The 16,144-nt window shown below is 71.3% G+C and carries 17 protein-coding genes and 1 riboswitch; of the genes, 11 read left to right on the top strand and 6 right to left on the bottom strand.

Annotation, left to right across the window (positions count from 1 at the left end; translation table 11 throughout):
* Positions 1 to 10 precede the first annotated feature (10 nt).
* Positions 11 to 152, bottom strand: a riboswitch (cobalamin riboswitch).
* 357 nt (positions 153 to 509) lie between these two features.
* The 3 genes from AB5J50_RS12185 to AB5J50_RS12175 all read right to left on the bottom strand — a co-directional run bounded on the left by AB5J50_RS12185 (position 510) and on the right by AB5J50_RS12175 (position 2,915).
* A complete protein-coding gene (locus tag AB5J50_RS12185; RefSeq protein ID WP_327427733.1) occupies positions 510 to 725 on the bottom strand; it encodes a hypothetical protein in 216 nt (71 codons plus the stop codon).
* 20 nt (positions 726 to 745) lie between these two features.
* Positions 746 to 1,987: an anion permease gene (locus tag AB5J50_RS12180; protein ID WP_369257441.1), complete on the bottom strand. Its 1,242-nt coding sequence runs from the start codon at positions 1,985 to 1,987 to the stop codon at positions 746 to 748.
* A gap of 178 nt (positions 1,988 to 2,165) precedes the next feature.
* The gene (locus AB5J50_RS12175) at positions 2,166 to 2,915 is read right to left on the bottom strand and encodes a lysozyme (protein WP_369257439.1); all 750 of its coding nucleotides are present in this window, start codon (positions 2,913 to 2,915) and stop codon (positions 2,166 to 2,168) included.
* 196 nt (positions 2,916 to 3,111) lie between these two features.
* Here AB5J50_RS12175 and AB5J50_RS12170 point away from each other — a divergent pair, with 196 nt between their 5' ends.
* The 3 genes from AB5J50_RS12170 to AB5J50_RS12160 all read left to right on the top strand — a co-directional run bounded on the left by AB5J50_RS12170 (position 3,112) and on the right by AB5J50_RS12160 (position 7,604).
* A complete protein-coding gene (locus AB5J50_RS12170) occupies positions 3,112 to 3,843 on the top strand; it encodes a class II aldolase/adducin family protein (protein ID WP_369257437.1) in 732 nt (243 codons plus the stop codon).
* A gap of 934 nt (positions 3,844 to 4,777) precedes the next feature.
* Positions 4,778 to 5,905 carry an alpha/beta hydrolase gene (locus tag AB5J50_RS12165; RefSeq protein ID WP_369257435.1) on the top strand — a complete coding sequence of 376 codons (1,128 nt, stop codon included), beginning with the start codon at positions 4,778 to 4,780 and terminating at the stop codon, positions 5,903 to 5,905.
* Between the two features lie 295 nt (positions 5,906 to 6,200).
* Positions 6,201 to 7,604 (top strand): hypothetical protein, encoded by a 1,404-nt coding sequence (locus tag AB5J50_RS12160; protein WP_369257433.1) that lies wholly within the window; start codon positions 6,201 to 6,203, stop codon positions 7,602 to 7,604.
* 42 nt (positions 7,605 to 7,646) lie between these two features.
* Here the strand turns inward: AB5J50_RS12160 and AB5J50_RS12155 are convergent, their stop codons facing one another.
* Together AB5J50_RS12155 and AB5J50_RS12150 are read right to left on the bottom strand one after the other, a co-directional pair.
* The gene (locus AB5J50_RS12155; protein WP_327427728.1) at positions 7,647 to 8,069 is read right to left on the bottom strand and encodes a VOC family protein; all 423 of its coding nucleotides are present in this window, start codon (positions 8,067 to 8,069) and stop codon (positions 7,647 to 7,649) included.
* A gap of 105 nt (positions 8,070 to 8,174) precedes the next feature.
* Complete coding sequence (locus AB5J50_RS12150) at positions 8,175 to 9,065, bottom strand: neutral zinc metallopeptidase (RefSeq protein WP_369257431.1); 891 nt, start codon at positions 9,063 to 9,065, stop codon at positions 8,175 to 8,177.
* 190 nt (positions 9,066 to 9,255) lie between these two features.
* On the opposite strand from AB5J50_RS12150, the gene AB5J50_RS12145 reads away from it, so the two are divergent.
* The 4 genes from AB5J50_RS12145 to AB5J50_RS12130 all read left to right on the top strand — a co-directional run bounded on the left by AB5J50_RS12145 (position 9,256) and on the right by AB5J50_RS12130 (position 13,343).
* The gene (locus AB5J50_RS12145) at positions 9,256 to 10,125 is read left to right on the top strand and encodes a PQQ-binding-like beta-propeller repeat protein (protein ID WP_369257429.1); all 870 of its coding nucleotides are present in this window, start codon (positions 9,256 to 9,258) and stop codon (positions 10,123 to 10,125) included.
* Positions 10,126 to 10,216: 91 nt separating this feature from the next.
* Positions 10,217 to 11,815: an ABC-F family ATP-binding cassette domain-containing protein gene (locus tag AB5J50_RS12140; RefSeq protein ID WP_327427725.1), complete on the top strand. Its 1,599-nt coding sequence runs from the start codon at positions 10,217 to 10,219 to the stop codon at positions 11,813 to 11,815.
* 370 nt (positions 11,816 to 12,185) lie between these two features.
* Positions 12,186 to 12,407 (top strand): helix-turn-helix domain-containing protein, encoded by a 222-nt coding sequence (locus AB5J50_RS12135; RefSeq protein ID WP_006123601.1) that lies wholly within the window; start codon positions 12,186 to 12,188, stop codon positions 12,405 to 12,407.
* 144 nt (positions 12,408 to 12,551) lie between these two features.
* Positions 12,552 to 13,343, top strand: coding sequence for an enoyl-CoA hydratase/isomerase family protein (locus tag AB5J50_RS12130; RefSeq protein WP_369257427.1), 792 nt, complete (start codon positions 12,552 to 12,554; stop codon positions 13,341 to 13,343).
* A gap of 104 nt (positions 13,344 to 13,447) precedes the next feature.
* Here AB5J50_RS12130 and AB5J50_RS12125 read toward each other — a convergent pair whose 3' ends face one another.
* The gene (locus AB5J50_RS12125; protein WP_369257425.1) at positions 13,448 to 14,182 is read right to left on the bottom strand and encodes a nucleopolyhedrovirus P10 family protein; all 735 of its coding nucleotides are present in this window, start codon (positions 14,180 to 14,182) and stop codon (positions 13,448 to 13,450) included.
* 87 nt (positions 14,183 to 14,269) lie between these two features.
* Between AB5J50_RS12125 and AB5J50_RS12120 the strand changes: the two genes are divergently transcribed.
* The 4 genes from AB5J50_RS12120 to AB5J50_RS12105 all read left to right on the top strand — a co-directional run bounded on the left by AB5J50_RS12120 (position 14,270) and on the right by AB5J50_RS12105 (position 16,140).
* Positions 14,270 to 14,752, top strand: a complete 483-nt coding sequence (locus tag AB5J50_RS12120; protein WP_369257423.1) for an Asp23/Gls24 family envelope stress response protein — start codon at positions 14,270 to 14,272, stop codon at positions 14,750 to 14,752.
* Between the two features lie 84 nt (positions 14,753 to 14,836).
* Positions 14,837 to 15,022: a hypothetical protein gene (locus AB5J50_RS12115; protein WP_327427721.1), complete on the top strand. Its 186-nt coding sequence runs from the start codon at positions 14,837 to 14,839 to the stop codon at positions 15,020 to 15,022.
* 3 nt (positions 15,023 to 15,025) lie between these two features.
* A complete protein-coding gene (locus AB5J50_RS12110) occupies positions 15,026 to 15,457 on the top strand; it encodes an Asp23/Gls24 family envelope stress response protein (protein ID WP_369257421.1) in 432 nt (143 codons plus the stop codon).
* Positions 15,454 to 16,140: a DUF6286 domain-containing protein gene (locus AB5J50_RS12105; protein WP_369257419.1), complete on the top strand. Its 687-nt coding sequence runs from the start codon at positions 15,454 to 15,456 to the stop codon at positions 16,138 to 16,140. The genes AB5J50_RS12110 and AB5J50_RS12105 overlap by 4 nt, the downstream gene beginning before the upstream one ends.
* The last annotated feature ends 4 nt before the right edge of the window (positions 16,141 to 16,144 follow it).

Raw genomic sequence — 16,144 nt, 5'->3', positions numbered from 1 at the left:
CACGCCCTGGTTCGACGAGACCGGCGGTGAGAGTTCCTGGCTCCCGGGGAATTCCTTCCCCGGTGACAGTGGCGGGACCGCGCCGGACTCACACCGGCTTCCTCTCATGCCGCCGTACTTGGCTCGGGCAGTCCACCACGGGGTTGGAAGACCCGTCAACTTGCTGTTGACCTGCGACGGGAGAGTGTGCTGAGACCCACACCGCCGCCACCCCGGCCTGTCCGCCGAGACCGACTTGCGCCGAATTCCCCTGTGGGGGGCGGCAGTCCACGGATGCGCTGATGATCACGGAGCGTAGGCATCCGAAATGCCTGACGAGACGCTCTGCGCGAAGGTGCGGGACCGGTACGCCGAGCTGTCCCGCCGACGCGGAAAAAGAGCCGCCCTGCTCACCGTCACCAGGAAAGGGTGACCGATGAGCAGGGCGGCGATGATCGTGCGGTCCTCAGAAAGGCCGTGCGGTCCTCAGAAAGGATCGTGCGGTGCTCGGACCATGGTCGGCCGGTGCTTCAGGCGATGATCAAGGAGATGCCGTACGCCACCGCCGCAGCGCAGGCCGCGAAGCAGACGTACGCGCCCGTGGCCGCCGCGGCGGCCGAACCGCCCTGGGCCGACTCCTTCTTGGAGAGGCCGACGACGCCGAGGGTGAAGAGGCCGACGAGGGCCACGGTCACTCCGAGGCTCACTCCGATGACGGACCCGAGGGCTGCCCAGTCGATGTTCATGCTGTTTCTTCCTTCGGGTCTCAGGCCATGGCCGACGGAGCCGACGGGTTCGCCGCGGTCTCGGCGGGAGCCGGAATGGTGGCCGTGAGGTCATCGGTGATGCTGCCGGCCGGGGGCGGGGTCACGGCGGCGATGGCCGTGGTCACGACACCGGCGGGCTCCTCGGTCTCGTTGACGTTGGTGGCGTCGACCACCTCGCGGCGCGAGATCCGCCAGATCGCGGCGCTGGAGGCGATCAGGAAGACGGCGACGAGCGCGGTACCCCAGTCGCCGAGGCCGGTGACCCACTCGGCGCCCGCGCCGACCAGCGCGGCGGCCGGCAGCGTCAGACCCCAGGCGACGAACATCCGGGTGGCGGTGGACCAGCGGACCACGCCCCCCTTGCGGCCGAGGCCGGCGCCCATCACGGAACCGGAGACGGAGTGCGTGGTGGAGAGGGAGAAGCCGATGTGGGAGGAGGCCAGGATGACCGTGGCCGCGCTGGTCTGGGCGGCGAAGCCCTGCTGCGGCTGGAGGTCGGTCAGGCCCTTGCCCATCGTGCGGATGATGCGCCAGCCGCCCAGGTAGGTGCCGAGCGCGATGGCGAGACCGGCGGAGAGGATCACCCAGACCGGCGGATCGGCGTCGGGGGCGATGGCGCCACCGGCGATCAGGGCCAGGGTGATGATGCCCATCGTCTTCTGGGCGTCGTTGGTGCCGTGGGCCAGCGAGACCAGGCCGGCGGAGGCGATCTGGCCGGCGCGGTAGCCCTTCGCGGTGGCCTTGGCGTCGGCGTTCTTGCTGAGCCTGTACGACAGCCGCGTGGCGAGCATCGCGGCGATGCCCGCGACGATCGGGGCCGCGACGGCGGGCAGCAGCACCTTGCCGACCAGGACGTCACCGTGCACGGCGCCGGTGCCGGCGGAGGCGATGGTGGCGCCGACCAGGCCGCCCATGAGGGCGTGCGAGGAGCTGGACGGAAGGCCGACGAGCCACGTCAGCAGATTCCAGAGGATGGCACCGACAAGCGCCGCGAAGATCACTTCTGGCTGGATGCCGGATTCGTCGACGAGGCCTTTGGAGATCGTGTTGGCGACCTCCACCGAGAGGAAGGCGCCGACAAGGTTGAGCACGGCGGACATAGCCACCGCGACCTTGGGCTTGAGCGCGCCGGTCGAGATGGTGGTGGCCATCGCGTTGGCGGTGTCGTGGAAACCGTTCGTGAAATCGAACACGAGAGCGGTGACGATCACGATTCCGAGGAGGAGCGTGATGTGTTCCATTTACCCAGGCTTCTGTTTGACGTCAGTGGCATGTGGACCGTAGGCAACCTGGGTGAACGGAAGATGAACTGGGGCGGGCGATGGGGTGTCTCAAAGGGTGGACCGCCCCTCCGTTTGTGTCGAAGGGGCGGCCGGCTGACTCGAACGAAGGCGGAATACCGGGCTCCGGTGGCCGTTTCTAGCCTCGTGCGAGCGTCTTGAGCTGAGTCATGGATCCGTTGAAGAGATTCTGGTCACCCGGCAGGCTGCCGCTGTTGTCGTACTGCCAGAACGTCCAGTACGACCAGCCGGCGGGCAGTGCGCCCGCGTCCGCCGAGTCGTAGCGGGCGAGCCACAGGGCGTGGTTCGCGGCGAAGGCGCGACTGTTGCCGGTGCAGGTGTTCCACCAGTGCGTGGTCGTGTAGATCACCGGACGGCGGCCGGTCTCCCGCTTGATCTCGTCGCTGAACGCCTTGATCCAGCTCACCATCTTGGCCTTGCTCAGGCCGTAGCACTTGTGCGAGCTGTACGGGTTGTACTCGATGTCCAGCGCGGGCGGCAGCGTCCAGCCGTCCGCGTTCCAGGCGCCGCCGTTGCGCACGAAGTACGCGGCCTGGGTGGCGCCGGACGACTTGTTCGGCACCGCGAAGTGGTAGGCGCCGCGGAGGATGCCCGCGTTGCGTGCGCCGTTGTACTGCTGGCTGAAGTACGGATTGTGGTACGTGTGGGACTCGGTCGCCTTCACATAGACGAACCGGGCGCCCTTTGCTTTCGCGCTCGGCCAGTCGACGTTCTTCTGGTGCGAGGAGACGTCGTGCCCCTTGGGTTTGCTCGCTGCGTCGGCCGGGAGCGCGGCGAGAGCGGTCCCCCCGGCGGTGAGTGCCGCCACGACGCCCGCGGCCGCGAAGCCCCGGGCGCGACGACTTAACGGTTTGTGATCACGGGCCATATTTCCCCCCGGAATGGCGACGTGCACGACAAATCCCCCAGAGGTTACTGGAAGATCATCGAATGCCCGTCGATCGCCAGCCAATCGCCAATAGAGGGGGATGTATGCCCATATGCGACCTTACGGATGCCCGGGTTCCGCCCTAAAGTGCCCTCGCCTGCGGCGCGTTGACGACACTGCCTGGCAGGATCGCGGCATGGCTGAGCAGCGACGGGACGCGCGGGACATGCGGGGGGACGCACAGGTTGCGCCCGAGCGGGGCGAGTTGGGCGGGAGGGGCGTGCGGGACGCGGTGACGCGGGCGTGGGACGAGCTTGTCGCGACGGCCCGCCGGACGGTGGCCGACGGGCTGGTCGTCGGAACGTCGGGCAATGTGTCGGTACGCGTCGACGACACCGTCCTGGTCACGCCGACGGGAGTGCCGTACGACCGGCTGACGCCGGATGACGTCGTCGGTGTGGATCTCGACGGCCGGCAGGTGCTCGGTTCGCTCCTCCCGACGAGCGAACTGCCGATGCATCTGGCGATCTACCGTGCGACGGACGCGCGCGCCGTCGTCCATACCCACGCGGCGCACGCGACGGCCGTCTCGACGCTCGTCCCCGAGCTCCCGCTGATCCACTACATGGCGGGCGCCCTCGGCGGACCGGTCCGTGTTGCCCCCTATGCGACATACGGCACCCCGGAGTTGGCCGAGAACATGCTCCAGGCCCTCACCCACCGCACCGCCTGCCTCCTCCAGAACCACGGCACCATCGCCTACGGAGCCTCACTGGACCAGGCCTACGACCGCACGGCCCAGCTGGAGTGGATGTGCCGAGTCTGGCTCCTCTCCTCCTCACTCCCGGGCCTGACCCCCACGCTGCTCTCGACGCCCCAGGTGGAGGAGGCGGGCCAGCACCTACGGGACTACGGCCAGAAGAACTAGCCCGCTATTCAGCCTCCGGCCCGGCCCGGCTCCGCCTCCGCCCGCCTCCGCCTCCGCCTACGCCTCCGCCTCCGCCTCCGCCTCCGCCTCCGCCTCCGCCTCCGGCTCCGGTCCGGCTCCGCCCGTCTCCGGCCCGGCCTCCGGCCCCGGCCGCTCGCCCACCAGGCGGCTCGCGCTACTCCGCTCACCGGCCCGACCTGCGGCGCTGCGCCCGCCGCCTGCCTGACGGGCTCGCGCTGGTCGGCCTGCGGACCGGGCTCGCCGGTCCGGCGCGTGCTGCTCGCCTGTCGATCGGGGTTGTGGTGCTCCGCCTGCCGGGCGGGCATCGGTCCCCCGCCCGACGGGGCCTGTCGGTCCAGCCCGTGCTCCGCCCGGCGGGCGGGCCGTCGCGCCTGCCGACCGGTCCCGCTACTCCGCCGTCGATAACGCCCACGATGCTCCACCCATCGGCCCGGCGCGCGGCTTCGCCCGCTGGCCCGGCCCGTGGTGCCTCGCCCGCTGGGCCCGGCCTGCGGCGCTCCGCCCGCTGGTCCGACCCGCGGTGCCCCGCCCGCTGGGCCGTCCTTGCCTGCTCGTGCCGCAGGGCTTCCCCTTGTCTGTTCTCCGCCGGGGCGAACATCACCATCCCGCCGCTACGGCGCTCAGCCGAGACGTACCGACCCGGCGGTGCCGAACAACCCGGCGCCTCGACGGTCTCGTGCCGCTGTGACCGACGAGGGTGTCCTGCCACCGCGACGGCGCTCAGCCGAGACGTGCCGACCCGGCGGTGCTGACCCCGGCGGTGCTGACCCGGCGGTGCCGAACCAGCGGTGACGACCCGGTCGTGCCGAACCATCCGTACCGCTGGAACACACCCGCCCCACCCTCAGCGGAAGACGTCACCTCGCTCCCGCTCCCGCTGGCCGATAGCGGGCTCCCCCGGGAGACTGAACCCGTGCGCACTGTCAAAGCGACGGCCGCGGCCGTCACCGTAGCCATAGCCGCGGGCATAGCCTCCGTGGCGGCGGGCCGGTTCGCCAGCGACGCCGCGCTGAAGGCGCCGCCAGGCAGGCCCCTGCCCACCGAGCCCCGGCTCACCGTGCACGGCACGACGGAGGGCGGGATCACGCTCACCCGGGACCTGGCCTCCCAGCGCCCAGGCACGTACGGCCTCGCCGGCGACGGCTCCCACGCGGTCGTCGGCCCGGTCATGAATGCCACCCCCCACCCCGTCGACACGGTCGTACGCCGCCTGGAACGCGTCACTCACGGAACCCTGAAATCCGGCGACAAGGTGTGGCTCACCCCGAACCTGTACATCGGCAATCCGAGCGCCGCCCTCGGCCTCGAACACGCCGACGTCGACGTCCCCGGCGAACTCGGCGCCCTGCCCGCCTGGTTCGTGCCCGGCGTCCGCGAAACCTGGGTGATCACCGTGCACGGCCTGGGCGCCACCCGCGAACATCCGATGAACGTGATGAAGTTCCTGAACCGCCACCACTTCTCCGTACTCGACCTCGCCTACCGCGGCGACCTCGGCGCACCCCGCCCCCAGGACGGCCTCAACCACCTCGGCGAGACCGAGTGGCGCGACCTCGACGCCGCCATCCGGTACGCCGTGCGGTACGGCGCCGAGCAGGTCGTCCTGTACGGCTGGTCCACCGGCGCCACCATGGCCCTGCGCGCCGCCGCGCACTCGGCGCTGCGCGAGCGGATCTCCGGGCTCATCCTGGACTCGCCCGTGCTCAACTGGGAGACCACGCTGCGCGCCCTCGCCACCGCCCGCCGCACCCCCAGCGCCCTCCTGCCCCTCGCCGTCCGCGCCGCCCAGGGCCGCACGGGCCTGCACGGCGACCGCATCGAGAACGCCGCGCACCCCGACCACCTCAAGGTGCCGACCCTGGTGCTGCACGGCCCGGACGACACCATCGCCCCCTGGGGCCCCTCACGCCGCCTCGCCGAACGCCGCCCCAACCTGGTCACCCTCTACACGGTCCCGCACGCCCCGCACGGCGCCATGTGGAACGCCGACCCGGCAGGCTACGAAGAGGCCCTCCGCCGCTTCCTCACCCCCTTGATGTAGCCGCTTGATGTGGTCCCTTGATGTAGCCACCGAACCCCCTTGGCGCAGACCCGCGGGCCCTGCCCCCGGTGCGGGCCCGCGCCGACCGGACCGCCGGCCCCGACGAGCCACCCGGCGCACCCGCGTGCGCCCTTCCGGTTCGGCCCCGGACAACTCTCATGGGGGCTCTTTCCCGTCCCATAGGGGCTCTTTCCCGCGTGTCGAGCGCTCTGAGAAGCCCGTGCGCCCATCACCCCCGTCGCCCGCCGTGGCATTCCGTTTGGGTTTTCGGACTGTCAACCGGAAGACTGCACCCGTGACGTCCCGTAACCCGCGCGACTCCAGGCTCCGACTCGTCAGCCCGCGGCCCCTGGCCGCCGCCCCCCGAGCGGTGACCCAGCGCCGCACGCGCCGCCCCGCACCGCGGCCGCCCGAGGGCACACCTCCGCCCGCGGAACTGGCCCGAATGGCGCGCACCGGCCTGGCCGACGCGGCCCGTGTCGCCCGCTGGGCCGACGCCGCTCTGCGCCCGGGGCGCGACGGCGCGAACTCCGACGGCAAGGGCACCCTCTCCGATGCCACCGCCGAACGGGCCGCCGCCGACCTGGGGCTGAGCCCGTCTCAGGTCCGCGCCCACTGGGACACCGCACGCCTGGCGGGCCTCATCGAGGTGCACGGCGACAGCGCCCGCCCGGGCTGGCGGCTGCGCGCCTGGAACCGCGACGACAGCGCCGTGCTGCGTGGCTGGGTCGCCCTCTTCGACGCCTGGTCGCTCGCGTACCCGGAGCCCGTGGGCCGCGAACCCGCCGCCGTCGCCGAAGTCGTCTCCGCGATGCCTCAGGTGCTCTCCTTCCTCCAGCTCTCCGCGGGGCCCGTCCCCATGGAGCAACTCCTCGACCTGCTCGAACAGCGCGTCACGGAGCTGCGCACCGAGCGCTGCGAAATCCCCTACGGCCCCCAGCCTGAGGTCGGCCCGGAGGCCGCCGAGGTCGCGGACGCCCCCCTCGCCCCCCTCCTCGACTGGGCCCTGCACGCCCTCGCGTCCGTGGGCGCGCTCACCTGCGCCGGCGGCCAGGCCACCCTCACCCCGCTCGGCAGCTGGGCGGTCTGGGTCAAGCTGGAGCAGATCTGCGTCGCCGCGCAGAGCCCCGCAGGGAACATCGAGCAGAACGCCGAAGGCATGCTCCGCGGCTGCGCCCAGCTCCGCCCCAACGCGGCCCGCGCCGAGTACCGCGCCTGGCTCGCCGCCCGTCCCGTCGGCAGCGCCGTCACCGAGCTCCTCGACGCCGCCCGCGGCGACGACGCCCTCACCCGCGGCCTCGCCTTCGAGGCGCTGCGCGTGGTCGGCGCCCCCGCCGAGCCCGACGTACGCGCCGTGGCCGAGGAGACCTCGCTGCGCCCCTACGCCCTGCTGTGGCTCGCCGAGCACGACGGCCACGACCCCGAGGACGCCCACGAGGTGCTCACCCGCGAGGAGTCCACCTGGCTGTGGGTCGACACCGCGGCAGCCGTCGCCGACCACGGTGAAGCCCCGCTCCTCGTACGGCACTTGGAGTCCGCGGTGCAGCCCACCGTGCCCGCGCTCCTCGACGAGGTGCGCGCGGTCGGGCACCCTCGCACCGTGCAGGTCCTGGTCGCCCTCGCCGCCGCCCACCCGGACCCGGCGCTCGCCAAGGCCGTACGCCGCGCCGCCTTCCAGGTGCACACCGGGGGAAGCTGACGGGGAGTCGGCGGGGGAACCGACAGGGGAGCGGGCCGGGTCCTACGCCCGTATCTCCGGGGCGTAGGTGCCGAAGCTCCAGATGTTGCCCTCGAGGTCGCGGGCCATGTAGTCCCGCGAGCCGTAGTCCTGGTCCGTCGGGGGCATCAGGATCTCGGCGCCGTGGTCCACGGCGCGCTGGTGGTGTGTGTCCACGTCGTCCACCACCACGTACACCCCCGTCGGGCCGGCGTCCTTCATCGCGCTGTCGAAGACGCCGCCGCGGCCCTTGGAGCCGAGCATGACCGCGCCATTGCCCTGGACCAGCTCGGCGTGCAGCACCGTGCCGACCCCGTTCTCGTCGCTCTCGTACACCGACGCCTCAGTGAAGCCGAAGGCTTCCGTGAGCTGCCTGATCGCCGCCTTCGCGTCCGCGTACAGCAGTGTCGGGTAGATGCTCGGGCGCCCGCCGTCCATGACTGCCATGCCGATCACTCCCACTCGTCCAGCCGCCGGAATCCGACCTGTTGCCCAGTCTTGCACCGGCCACTGACAACGCCCCGCCGTGCGGAAGCCGCCCGCCGTCCGGTCTCAGCGGAAGGTGTTGCACCGCGCCATGTCGCCGCTGCTGTAGCCCTGGTAGAACCACTGCTGCCGCTGCTGGGCCGAGCCGTGCGTCCAGGTCTCCGGGGTCACCCGGCCCTGGAACTTCTCCTGGATCCGGTCGTCGCCGACGGCCGCCGCGGCATCCAGGCCGTCGCGGATGTCGGCATCCGTGAGGCTGGTGATCAGAGCCCTGCCCGTCGACGGGTCCTTCGTCGTCGTCGCGTGGTGCGCCCACACCCCGGCGTAGCAGTCGGCCTGCAGCTCCACCTTCACCGAGTTGCTGTTCGCGCCGGTCACGCCGTCCTGCGACCTGCCCAGCGTTCCCATCAGGTCCTGCACATGGTGCCCGTACTCGTGCGCCACCACGTACGCCTGCGCGAACGGCCCGCCGCTGGAGCCGAACTTGGTGCGCAGATCGTCGAAGAAGCCCAGGTCCAGATAGACCTTGCGGTCGCCGGGGCAGTAGAAGGGCCCGACGGCGGACGTCGCCGCGCCGCACGCCGTGCCGACCTGGTTGCTGAAGAAGACCGTGGGAGAGCGCGTGTACGTGCCGCTGCGGCGTGCGAACTCCTGCGTCCAGAAGGCCTGCACGCTGTTGACCACTGCCACCATGCGGCAGTCCTCCTGGGCGTTCGCGTCGCTTCCTTTGCGGCAGGTCTGCTGGACCTGTGCGAGGGACGAGGAGTTCGCCGCGGGCTCGTCGTTGCCGGAGGAGAGGCCGAGCTGGTCGGGACCGACTCCGAAGAACAGTCCGATGAGCAGAGCGATCAGGCCGGCGATGCCGCCACCGACGGTCGCTCGGCCGCCGGGGATTCGACTGCCGCGCACATCCTGGACCTCGGAAGTGTCCAGGTCGGCGTCGTCGTCGAACTGCATGGGCACACCACCCTCTGCCGTACGTCGCTCTGTGGCGCCATCCTCATACGGCCTCAGGTCCCCGGCCCCGGGCGGAGGTCCGAACGGGGGACGTGCCTGTCCCGTCCGCCGTGTCCCGACGCCGGTCCCGGCTGCCCGCCCCTACGCTCTGCGCCTGATCCGTGGGGCTGTGGTGACGAAAGGGGGCGAGATGGTCGTGCTGTCGACCGAGGTGACCGAGGTGACCGAGGCGCTCCCGACCGTCCCGGCGGCCACGAAGAGCGCGGCCACGAAGAGCGCGACCGTCGAGACCACGGCCACGGAGACCGCGGCCGTGGAGTTCCCACCCTCCCTCGCCCGGCGCCGCCCCCTTCGCGCCCTCCTGCCCGCCGCCCTCGCCCTCCTCCTGGCAGCCCCCCTCCTCGCGGCGGCCCACCAGGCCCGCACCGCCCCCTACGGAGACCGCCTCACCGTCCACGGCCTCCACGCGCGCGTGGAGCACGCGACGCGACCCCCGCTGCGTACGGCAGGGGCCACCGTCGAGGCGTACGACGCACAGACCGGGCGCACCCGGTGGACGTACACGCGGGAGGGCCGGCGCCCGCTCGGCGTGCTCCCCGCGCGCGGGGACGCGATCGCGCTCTGGGACGACGGACTGGTCACCGCCACCGTGCGCGGCGACGGCAGCGCGGTGCGCTGGCACCGGGCCCTTCCCGGGGCCGCGCCCTGGCTCGCCGCCCACGGGGGAGCGGGCGTGCTGCGGGCCCTCGGCCCCCGCATGCTCGCCGTCGTCACCCCTCAGCGCATCGCCGCGTACCGCATCGCCGACGGCGACCTGCGCTGGCTGCTGCCCGCCCGCAGCGGCTGCGCCTTCGCGCCCGCGCGCGCGGTGCGTGCCCGCGCGGCGCTGCTGATCGCGCAGCCCTGCGCCGCCACCGACAGCTGGACCGGCGAGATCATCGCCGTGGACGACCTGGGCAGGATCACCCCGGACCGCACGCCGCTGGGCAGTGATCGACGGGGCGAGCGTCACAGTCTCGAACACGCGCACACCGGAAAAGTGGTTGCACGGCCCCGTTAGACTTGGCCCATGGCCATTCTCCTCGCGCATTAGACGGCGGGAACGTCCTCAGCCGTCCACCCCGCCAACCACCCCGCCCTGGAGTCTGTCCGTGATCTCCGCCTCCGGTATCGAGCTGCGCGCCGGCGCCCGTCTCCTCATCGAGTCCGCCACCTTCCGTATCGCCAAGGGCGACCGCATCGGTCTGGTCGGCCGCAATGGCGCGGGCAAGACGACGCTCACCAAGGTCCTCGCAGGTGAGGGCGTCCCTGCCGCCGGCAATGTCGCCCGCTCCGGCGAGGTCGGCTACCTGCCGCAGGACCCGCGCACCGGCGACCTCGACATACTCGCCGGTGACCGCATCCTTTCCGCGCGCGGCCTGGACACCCTGATCCGCAAGATGCGCGAGAACGAGCAGCGCATCGCCAACGGCTCGGGCGCCACCCGCGACAAGGCCATGCGGCAGTACGAGCGCCAGGAGACCGAGTTCCTCACCAAGGGCGGATACTCCGCCGAGGCCGAGGCCGCCACCATCGCCGCCGCGCTCAACCTGCCCGACCGCGTGCTCGGCCAGCCCCTGCACACGCTCTCCGGTGGTCAGCGCCGCCGTATCGAGCTGGCCCGCATCCTGTTCTCGGATGCGGACACCCTGCTGCTCGACGAGCCGACGAACCACCTCGACGCCGACTCGATCGTCTGGCTGCGCGACTATCTGAAGACGTACCGCGGCGGCTTCATCGTGATCTCCCACGACGTCGACCTCGTGGAGACGGTCGTCAACAAGGTCTTCTATCTCGACGCCAACCGCGCCCAGATCGACGTCTACAACATGGGCTGGAAGCTCTACCAGCAGCAGCGCGAGGCCGACGAGAAGCGCCGCAAGCGCGAGCGGCAGAACGCCGAGAAGAAGGCCGCCGCGCTGCACTCGCAGGCCGACAAGATGCGCGCCAAGGCCACCAAGACGGTCGCCGCGCAGAACATGGCCAAGCGCGCCGACCGGCTGCTCGCCGGACTCGACGCGGTACGGGTCTCGGACAAGGTCGCCAAGCTGCGTTTCCCGGAGCCCGCACCCTGCGGCAAGACCCCGCTCATGGCCGAGGGCCTGTCGAAGTCGTACGGCTCCCTGGAGATCTTCACCGACGTCGACCTGGCCATCGACAAGGGCTCACGCGTCGTGATCCTGGGCTTGAACGGTGCCGGTAAGACGACCCTCCTCAGGCTCCTCGGCGGCGTCGAGACGCCCGACACCGGCGAGGTCGTCGAGGGCCACGGCCTCAAGCTCGGCTACTACGCGCAGGAGCACGAGACCCTCGACCCCGAGCGCACGGTCCTGGAGAACATGCGCTCCGCCGCCCCCGACCTCGACCTGGTCGAGGTCCGCAAGACGCTCGGCTCGTTCCTGTTCTCCGGTGACGACGTCGACAAGCCGGCCGGGGTCCTCTCAGGCGGTGAGAAGACCCGTCTCGCGCTCGCGACCCTCGTGGTCTCCTCCGCGAACGTCCTCCTCCTCGACGAGCCGACGAACAACCTCGACCCGGCCTCCCGCGAGGAGATCCTCGGCGCGCTGCACACCTACAAGGGCGCCGTCGTCCTCGTCACCCACGACGAGGGCGCCGTCGAGGCGCTCGAGCCCGAGCGGATCATTCTCCTGCCGGACGGCGTCGAGGACCTGTGGGGCGCCGACTACGCGGATCTGGTCGCGCTGGCATAAATCCCCACCTGCCCCCGCGCTGTCAGCGGGGCGTGATCGAATGACTGATCCACTGCGTATGGATCATTCGGCCGATCCGTGATCCATCATCTGTGTGAGATCTCCTCGTACCGAGGTGTGTCCTACATCGATTTCGCGGCCGAGCCCTTTATTCCCAAGGGCTCGGCCGTCTTGCGTCGCTGACCAGGTACTTCGTGGAAGAACCCGTTCGGCGGTACGGACAGTGGCAGCCGGAACCTTGGATTCCACTCGTGGGGACGGGCTCCTGTCGTCAAAACCTTGTCTTACGGACCTTGCCGAATGGGTGGCCATGAGGCCCAGGAGGGGTGATCATGAGAGTCCAGAGCGCACTTCCCATGAGGAGGCACGGGTGGCCGAGACTCTGAAGAAGGGCAGCCGGGTAACCGGCGCCGCGCGCGACAAGCTCGCGGCAGACCTGAAGAAGAAGTACGACTCCGGTGCGAGCATCCGAGCGCTGGCCGAAGAGACCGGCCGCTCGTATGGCTTCGTGCACCGGATGCTCAGCGAGTCGGGCGTCACGCTCCGAGGGCGTGGCGGCGCGACGCGGGGCAAGAAGGCCGCCTCGGCCTGAGGCCGGGCGTCCCCATCGGCTTCGGTGGTGGCCACCCGGTCGGTCGCGTGATCGACCGGGTGGTTACTGTGCAGTCACTTAGGTGTCCCTCGTGTTCCGCATGGGGTACGCATCTGATCCGACCGCACCCATCGGAGGCGCCCCATGGCTTCGCTCGACCCGGTATTCGACAAGGACGGCGTACGGCTCACCGTCGACGACGCGATCGCCACGGTGACGCTGACCAACCCGGCCAAGCGCAACGCCCAAAGTCCTGCTCTGTGGCGGGCGTTGACGCAGGCCGGACGGTCACTGCCGGGCTCCGTCCGGGTGGTCGTCCTGCGCGCCGAAGGCAAGTCCTTCTCCGCGGGGCTCGACCGGCAGGCGTTCACGCCCGAGGGCTTCGACGGGGAACCGTCGTTCATCGACCTCGCGCGCGGCTCCGATGCCGAGCTCGACGCGGCCATCGCCGAGTACCAGGAGGCGTTCACCTGGTGGCGGCGCAGCGACATCGTGTCCATCGCCGCCGTTCAGGGGCATGCCATCGGCGCGGGGTTCCAGCTCGCGCTCGCCTGTGACCTGCGCGTCGTCGCGGACGACGTGCAGTTCGCCATGCGCGAGACCAGTCTGGGACTCGTGCCCGACCTCACGGGGACGCATCCGCTGGTGAGCCTCGTGGGCTACGCCCGTGCGCTGGAGATCTGCGCGACGGGCCGGTTTGTGCTGGCTGAGGAGGCCGAGCGGACCGGGCTCGCCAATCTTGCCGTGCCTGCCGACCAGGTCGACGGTGCGGTGCGGGATCTTGCTGCGGCGCTGCTTTCCGCGCCGCGGGATGCCGTGATCGAGACCAAGGCGTTGTTGCGGGGGGTGCAGGACCGTACGTACGAGGAACAGCGGGGTGCTGAGCGTGCGGCTCAGGCTCGGCGGCTGCGGGATCTTGCGGGGGTGGGTGACTGAGGCCCCTCGGGGTGGGTGACTGAGGTTGACTCGGGGCTGCGGGTGGGTGGGAGCTTGTCGCGCAGTTCCCCGCGCCCCTTGAGGGGCGCTCCTGTGCGGGGCGGCTACTCGTGCACGTCAGTTACCAGTACCGCCACCGTCGGGGTGTCCTGTAGTGCCTCTGTGATCGCTGTTCGTACGGACCTTGCCACGTCTGCCGTTCGCTTGTCCGTCGTGACCGCCAGTTCGATGCGGACGTGGCGGCGCGGCAATGCGGGCTCCCCGCCCGGGGTGTCGGTGATGTGTACGGGGCGGCCCAGTACGTCCGTCAGGTGGGTCACGCCCGGGACGGACAGGGCTGCCGTGGCCGCACGTGCCTCGTCCGGGTCCGTCGGCTCGGTGGCCGGGTGTACCTCGGTGGGGCGTACCGCGGCGGCGGCCTCTTCCTCCTCCAGCAAGCCCGTCACCCGTAGGTCCACCTCCGTGACCTTGAGTCCGAGGCGTTCCGTTGCCGCTGTGGCCAGGGCCAGGCGGAGGCGGGCCGCCGTGGTGGGAAGCGGTTCGATGCCCGGGGCCGTGGGGTCCGCCGAGGCCGTGAATTCCGCGCTGATGCGCAGGGGGCCGGGCGGCAGTGCGCTCGGCGGGGGCGGCACGGCGGGGTCGTTGGCCTGGTCGGGATCGGCGAGAGCGATACGGAGCGCGCCGAGGCGTACCCCGCGCACGGGATCCGCCGCGCGCCGCAGTACCGAGTCGGCCGCCCCCTCCGTGATCCACGCGCCGTCGCGCGGAAGGCCGAGCGGCAGCAGTCTGCCGAACCCGAGCTGGTGCCGTACAACCTGCGTCCACCGGTCCGCCGTCATTGCTCCAGCCTGCCGCATCCCCGGCGCGCGACCGAGCAACCCCGCTTACTGTGGGCAAAGGAGGACGACCGAAAGGGACGTACGGCGATGACCGACATGACGGAGCGGAACCGGACGGAGAACTCCGAGGGCGAGAAGGAGTCGCCGCAGACCCGTAAGCCCACCAGGCGCGGCGGCGGAGATCCGGCCACCCGGGGACGGACCACGATCGCCGACGGCGTCGTGGAGAAGATCGCCGGGCTCGCCGCCCGCGATGTGCTCGGCGTGCATGCCATGGGCAGCGGACTGAGCCGGACCTTCGGAGCGGTGCGCGATCGTGTGCCCGGTGGTTCGAAGTCCGTCTCGCGGGGTGTGAAGGCCGAGGTCGGCGAGTTGCAGACCGCGCTCGACCTGGAAATCGTCGTCGACTACGGCGTGTCGATCGCCGACGTGGCCCACGCCGTGCGCGAGAACGTCATCGCGGCCGTCGAGCGGATGACCGGCCTTGAGGTCGTGGAGGTCAATATCGCGGTGAGTGATGTGAAACTTCCCGACGAAGAAGACGAAGAGCCGGAGTCGCGGCTCCAGTGACCACCGGTCACCGAACCGCCGGCGACCGCCCGGCCACCGCACAGCTAGTGATCACTCGGCCATCGAACTGCTGAGGAGCGCACCATGAGCTTGGCCGTGATCGGCATGATCGCCGGAATGGCGCTGGGCTTCGCCGGGTACTTCGGAGGTTTTGGGGCCTTCCTGCTGGTGGCGGCCCTGGGCGCCATCGGATTCGTCGTCGGGCGGTTCCTCGAAGGGGACCTGGATCTCGGTGACTTCTTCCGTCCCCGCGACGACCGGCGGCGGTGACGCGTGCCAGGTCACGTCGACCGGCTCGGCGAGCCGCGGCGGCCCGTGACGACCGTCGCGCCGGCCGAGCGGGGCGCGACCCGGATCGCCGACCGGGTCGTCGCGAAGATCGCCGGGCAGGCGGCGCGCGAGGCGCTGGGATCGCTGCCCCCGGAGGCCGCGCCCCCGCACGCGAGCGTCGTCGTGCGTCCCGGGGCTGTCGGCTCCGCCAGGGCGGGGGAGACCCCGGCCGAGAGAACCGAGAGCGCCCATGTCCGCGTCAGTGTCGAACTCGACTATCCCTCCGACATCGGTGGCCAGTGCAACGCGGTGCGTCGCCATGTCGCTGAGCGGGTAAGGGCGTTGGCGGGGATGGAAGTGCCGGAGGTGGCCGTCCAGGTGGAGCGGCTGCACCTGGCGCAGGCGCCCGGCGCGGCACAGGGGAGGACGCAATGAGCGAGCCCCAGGGCTCCGAGAGCACCCGGCGCATGCCTGTCATGCCCGTCATGGAGAAGGGGTCCGAGAGCGGCGCGCTCGGGCAGTCCGCCTCCGCATCGGACTACGAACCACTGCACACCGTCGACGACGAGGACGGCGGCCAGGGCCGCTTCTGGTCCGTGCGCCGGGTGCCCGCGGGCATCCTCGCGGTGCTGGTCCTCGTCGTCGCGGGGGCCTTCCTGTACGACATCACGGCCGTACGCGCCCACCGGCCCGCCATGCACTGGCGCAGGGAACTGGCCCGGCAGCTCGCCGAACAGCCCCTCGACGACACCTGGGTGCTCGTCGGCGCCGGAATCGCGGCCGCCCTCGGGATCTGGCTGATCGTCCTCGCCGCCACGCCCGGACTGCGCGACGTCCTGCCCATGCGGCGCACCCACGCCGACGTCCGGGCCGGGCTGCACCGGGGCGCCGCCGCGATGGCGCTGCGCGACCGGGCCATGGAGGTCGCCGGGGTCCAGTCGGTCCGGGTCCGTATGGGACGAAAGAAGGTCGACGTCCGCGCGGTCTCGCACTTCCGTGAACTCGACGACGTACGCGCCGACTTGGACGCCACACTCGCCGACGGCATCAGGGGGCTCGGGCTCGCCCGGCCGCCCTCGCTGTCGGTGCACGTCAGGCGTCCCGGACGGAAGGGGTGAGGCC

Origin of the sequence: Streptomyces sp. R35 (genome assembly GCF_041053035.1) — a bacterium.
In the GTDB taxonomy this organism is placed as follows: domain Bacteria; phylum Actinomycetota; class Actinomycetes; order Streptomycetales; family Streptomycetaceae; genus Streptomyces; species Streptomyces lutosisoli.
This window is presented reverse-complemented; position numbering and strand designations above follow the sequence as displayed.

Coding starts and splice junctions, on each gene's coding strand:
- AB5J50_RS12125 (WP_369257425.1), bottom strand. CDS start 14,182: ATGACGGCGGACCGGTGGACGCAGGTTGTACGGCACCAGCTCGGGTTC.
- AB5J50_RS12115 (WP_327427721.1), top strand. CDS start 14,837: ATGAGCTTGGCCGTGATCGGCATGATCGCCGGAATGGCGCTGGGCTTC.
- AB5J50_RS12150 (WP_369257431.1), bottom strand. CDS start 9,065: ATGCAGTTCGACGACGACGCCGACCTGGACACTTCCGAGGTCCAGGAT.
- AB5J50_RS12145 (WP_369257429.1), top strand. CDS start 9,256: ATGGTCGTGCTGTCGACCGAGGTGACCGAGGTGACCGAGGCGCTCCCG.
- AB5J50_RS12170 (WP_369257437.1), top strand. CDS start 3,112: ATGGCTGAGCAGCGACGGGACGCGCGGGACATGCGGGGGGACGCACAG.
- AB5J50_RS12175 (WP_369257439.1), bottom strand. CDS start 2,915: ATGGCCCGTGATCACAAACCGTTAAGTCGTCGCGCCCGGGGCTTCGCG.
- AB5J50_RS12120 (WP_369257423.1), top strand. CDS start 14,270: ATGACCGACATGACGGAGCGGAACCGGACGGAGAACTCCGAGGGCGAG.
- AB5J50_RS12130 (WP_369257427.1), top strand. CDS start 12,552: ATGGCTTCGCTCGACCCGGTATTCGACAAGGACGGCGTACGGCTCACC.
- AB5J50_RS12105 (WP_369257419.1), top strand. CDS start 15,454: ATGAGCGAGCCCCAGGGCTCCGAGAGCACCCGGCGCATGCCTGTCATG.
- AB5J50_RS12155 (WP_327427728.1), bottom strand. CDS start 8,069: ATGGCAGTCATGGACGGCGGGCGCCCGAGCATCTACCCGACACTGCTG.
- AB5J50_RS12185 (WP_327427733.1), bottom strand. CDS start 725: ATGAACATCGACTGGGCAGCCCTCGGGTCCGTCATCGGAGTGAGCCTC.
- AB5J50_RS12180 (WP_369257441.1), bottom strand. CDS start 1,987: ATGGAACACATCACGCTCCTCCTCGGAATCGTGATCGTCACCGCTCTC.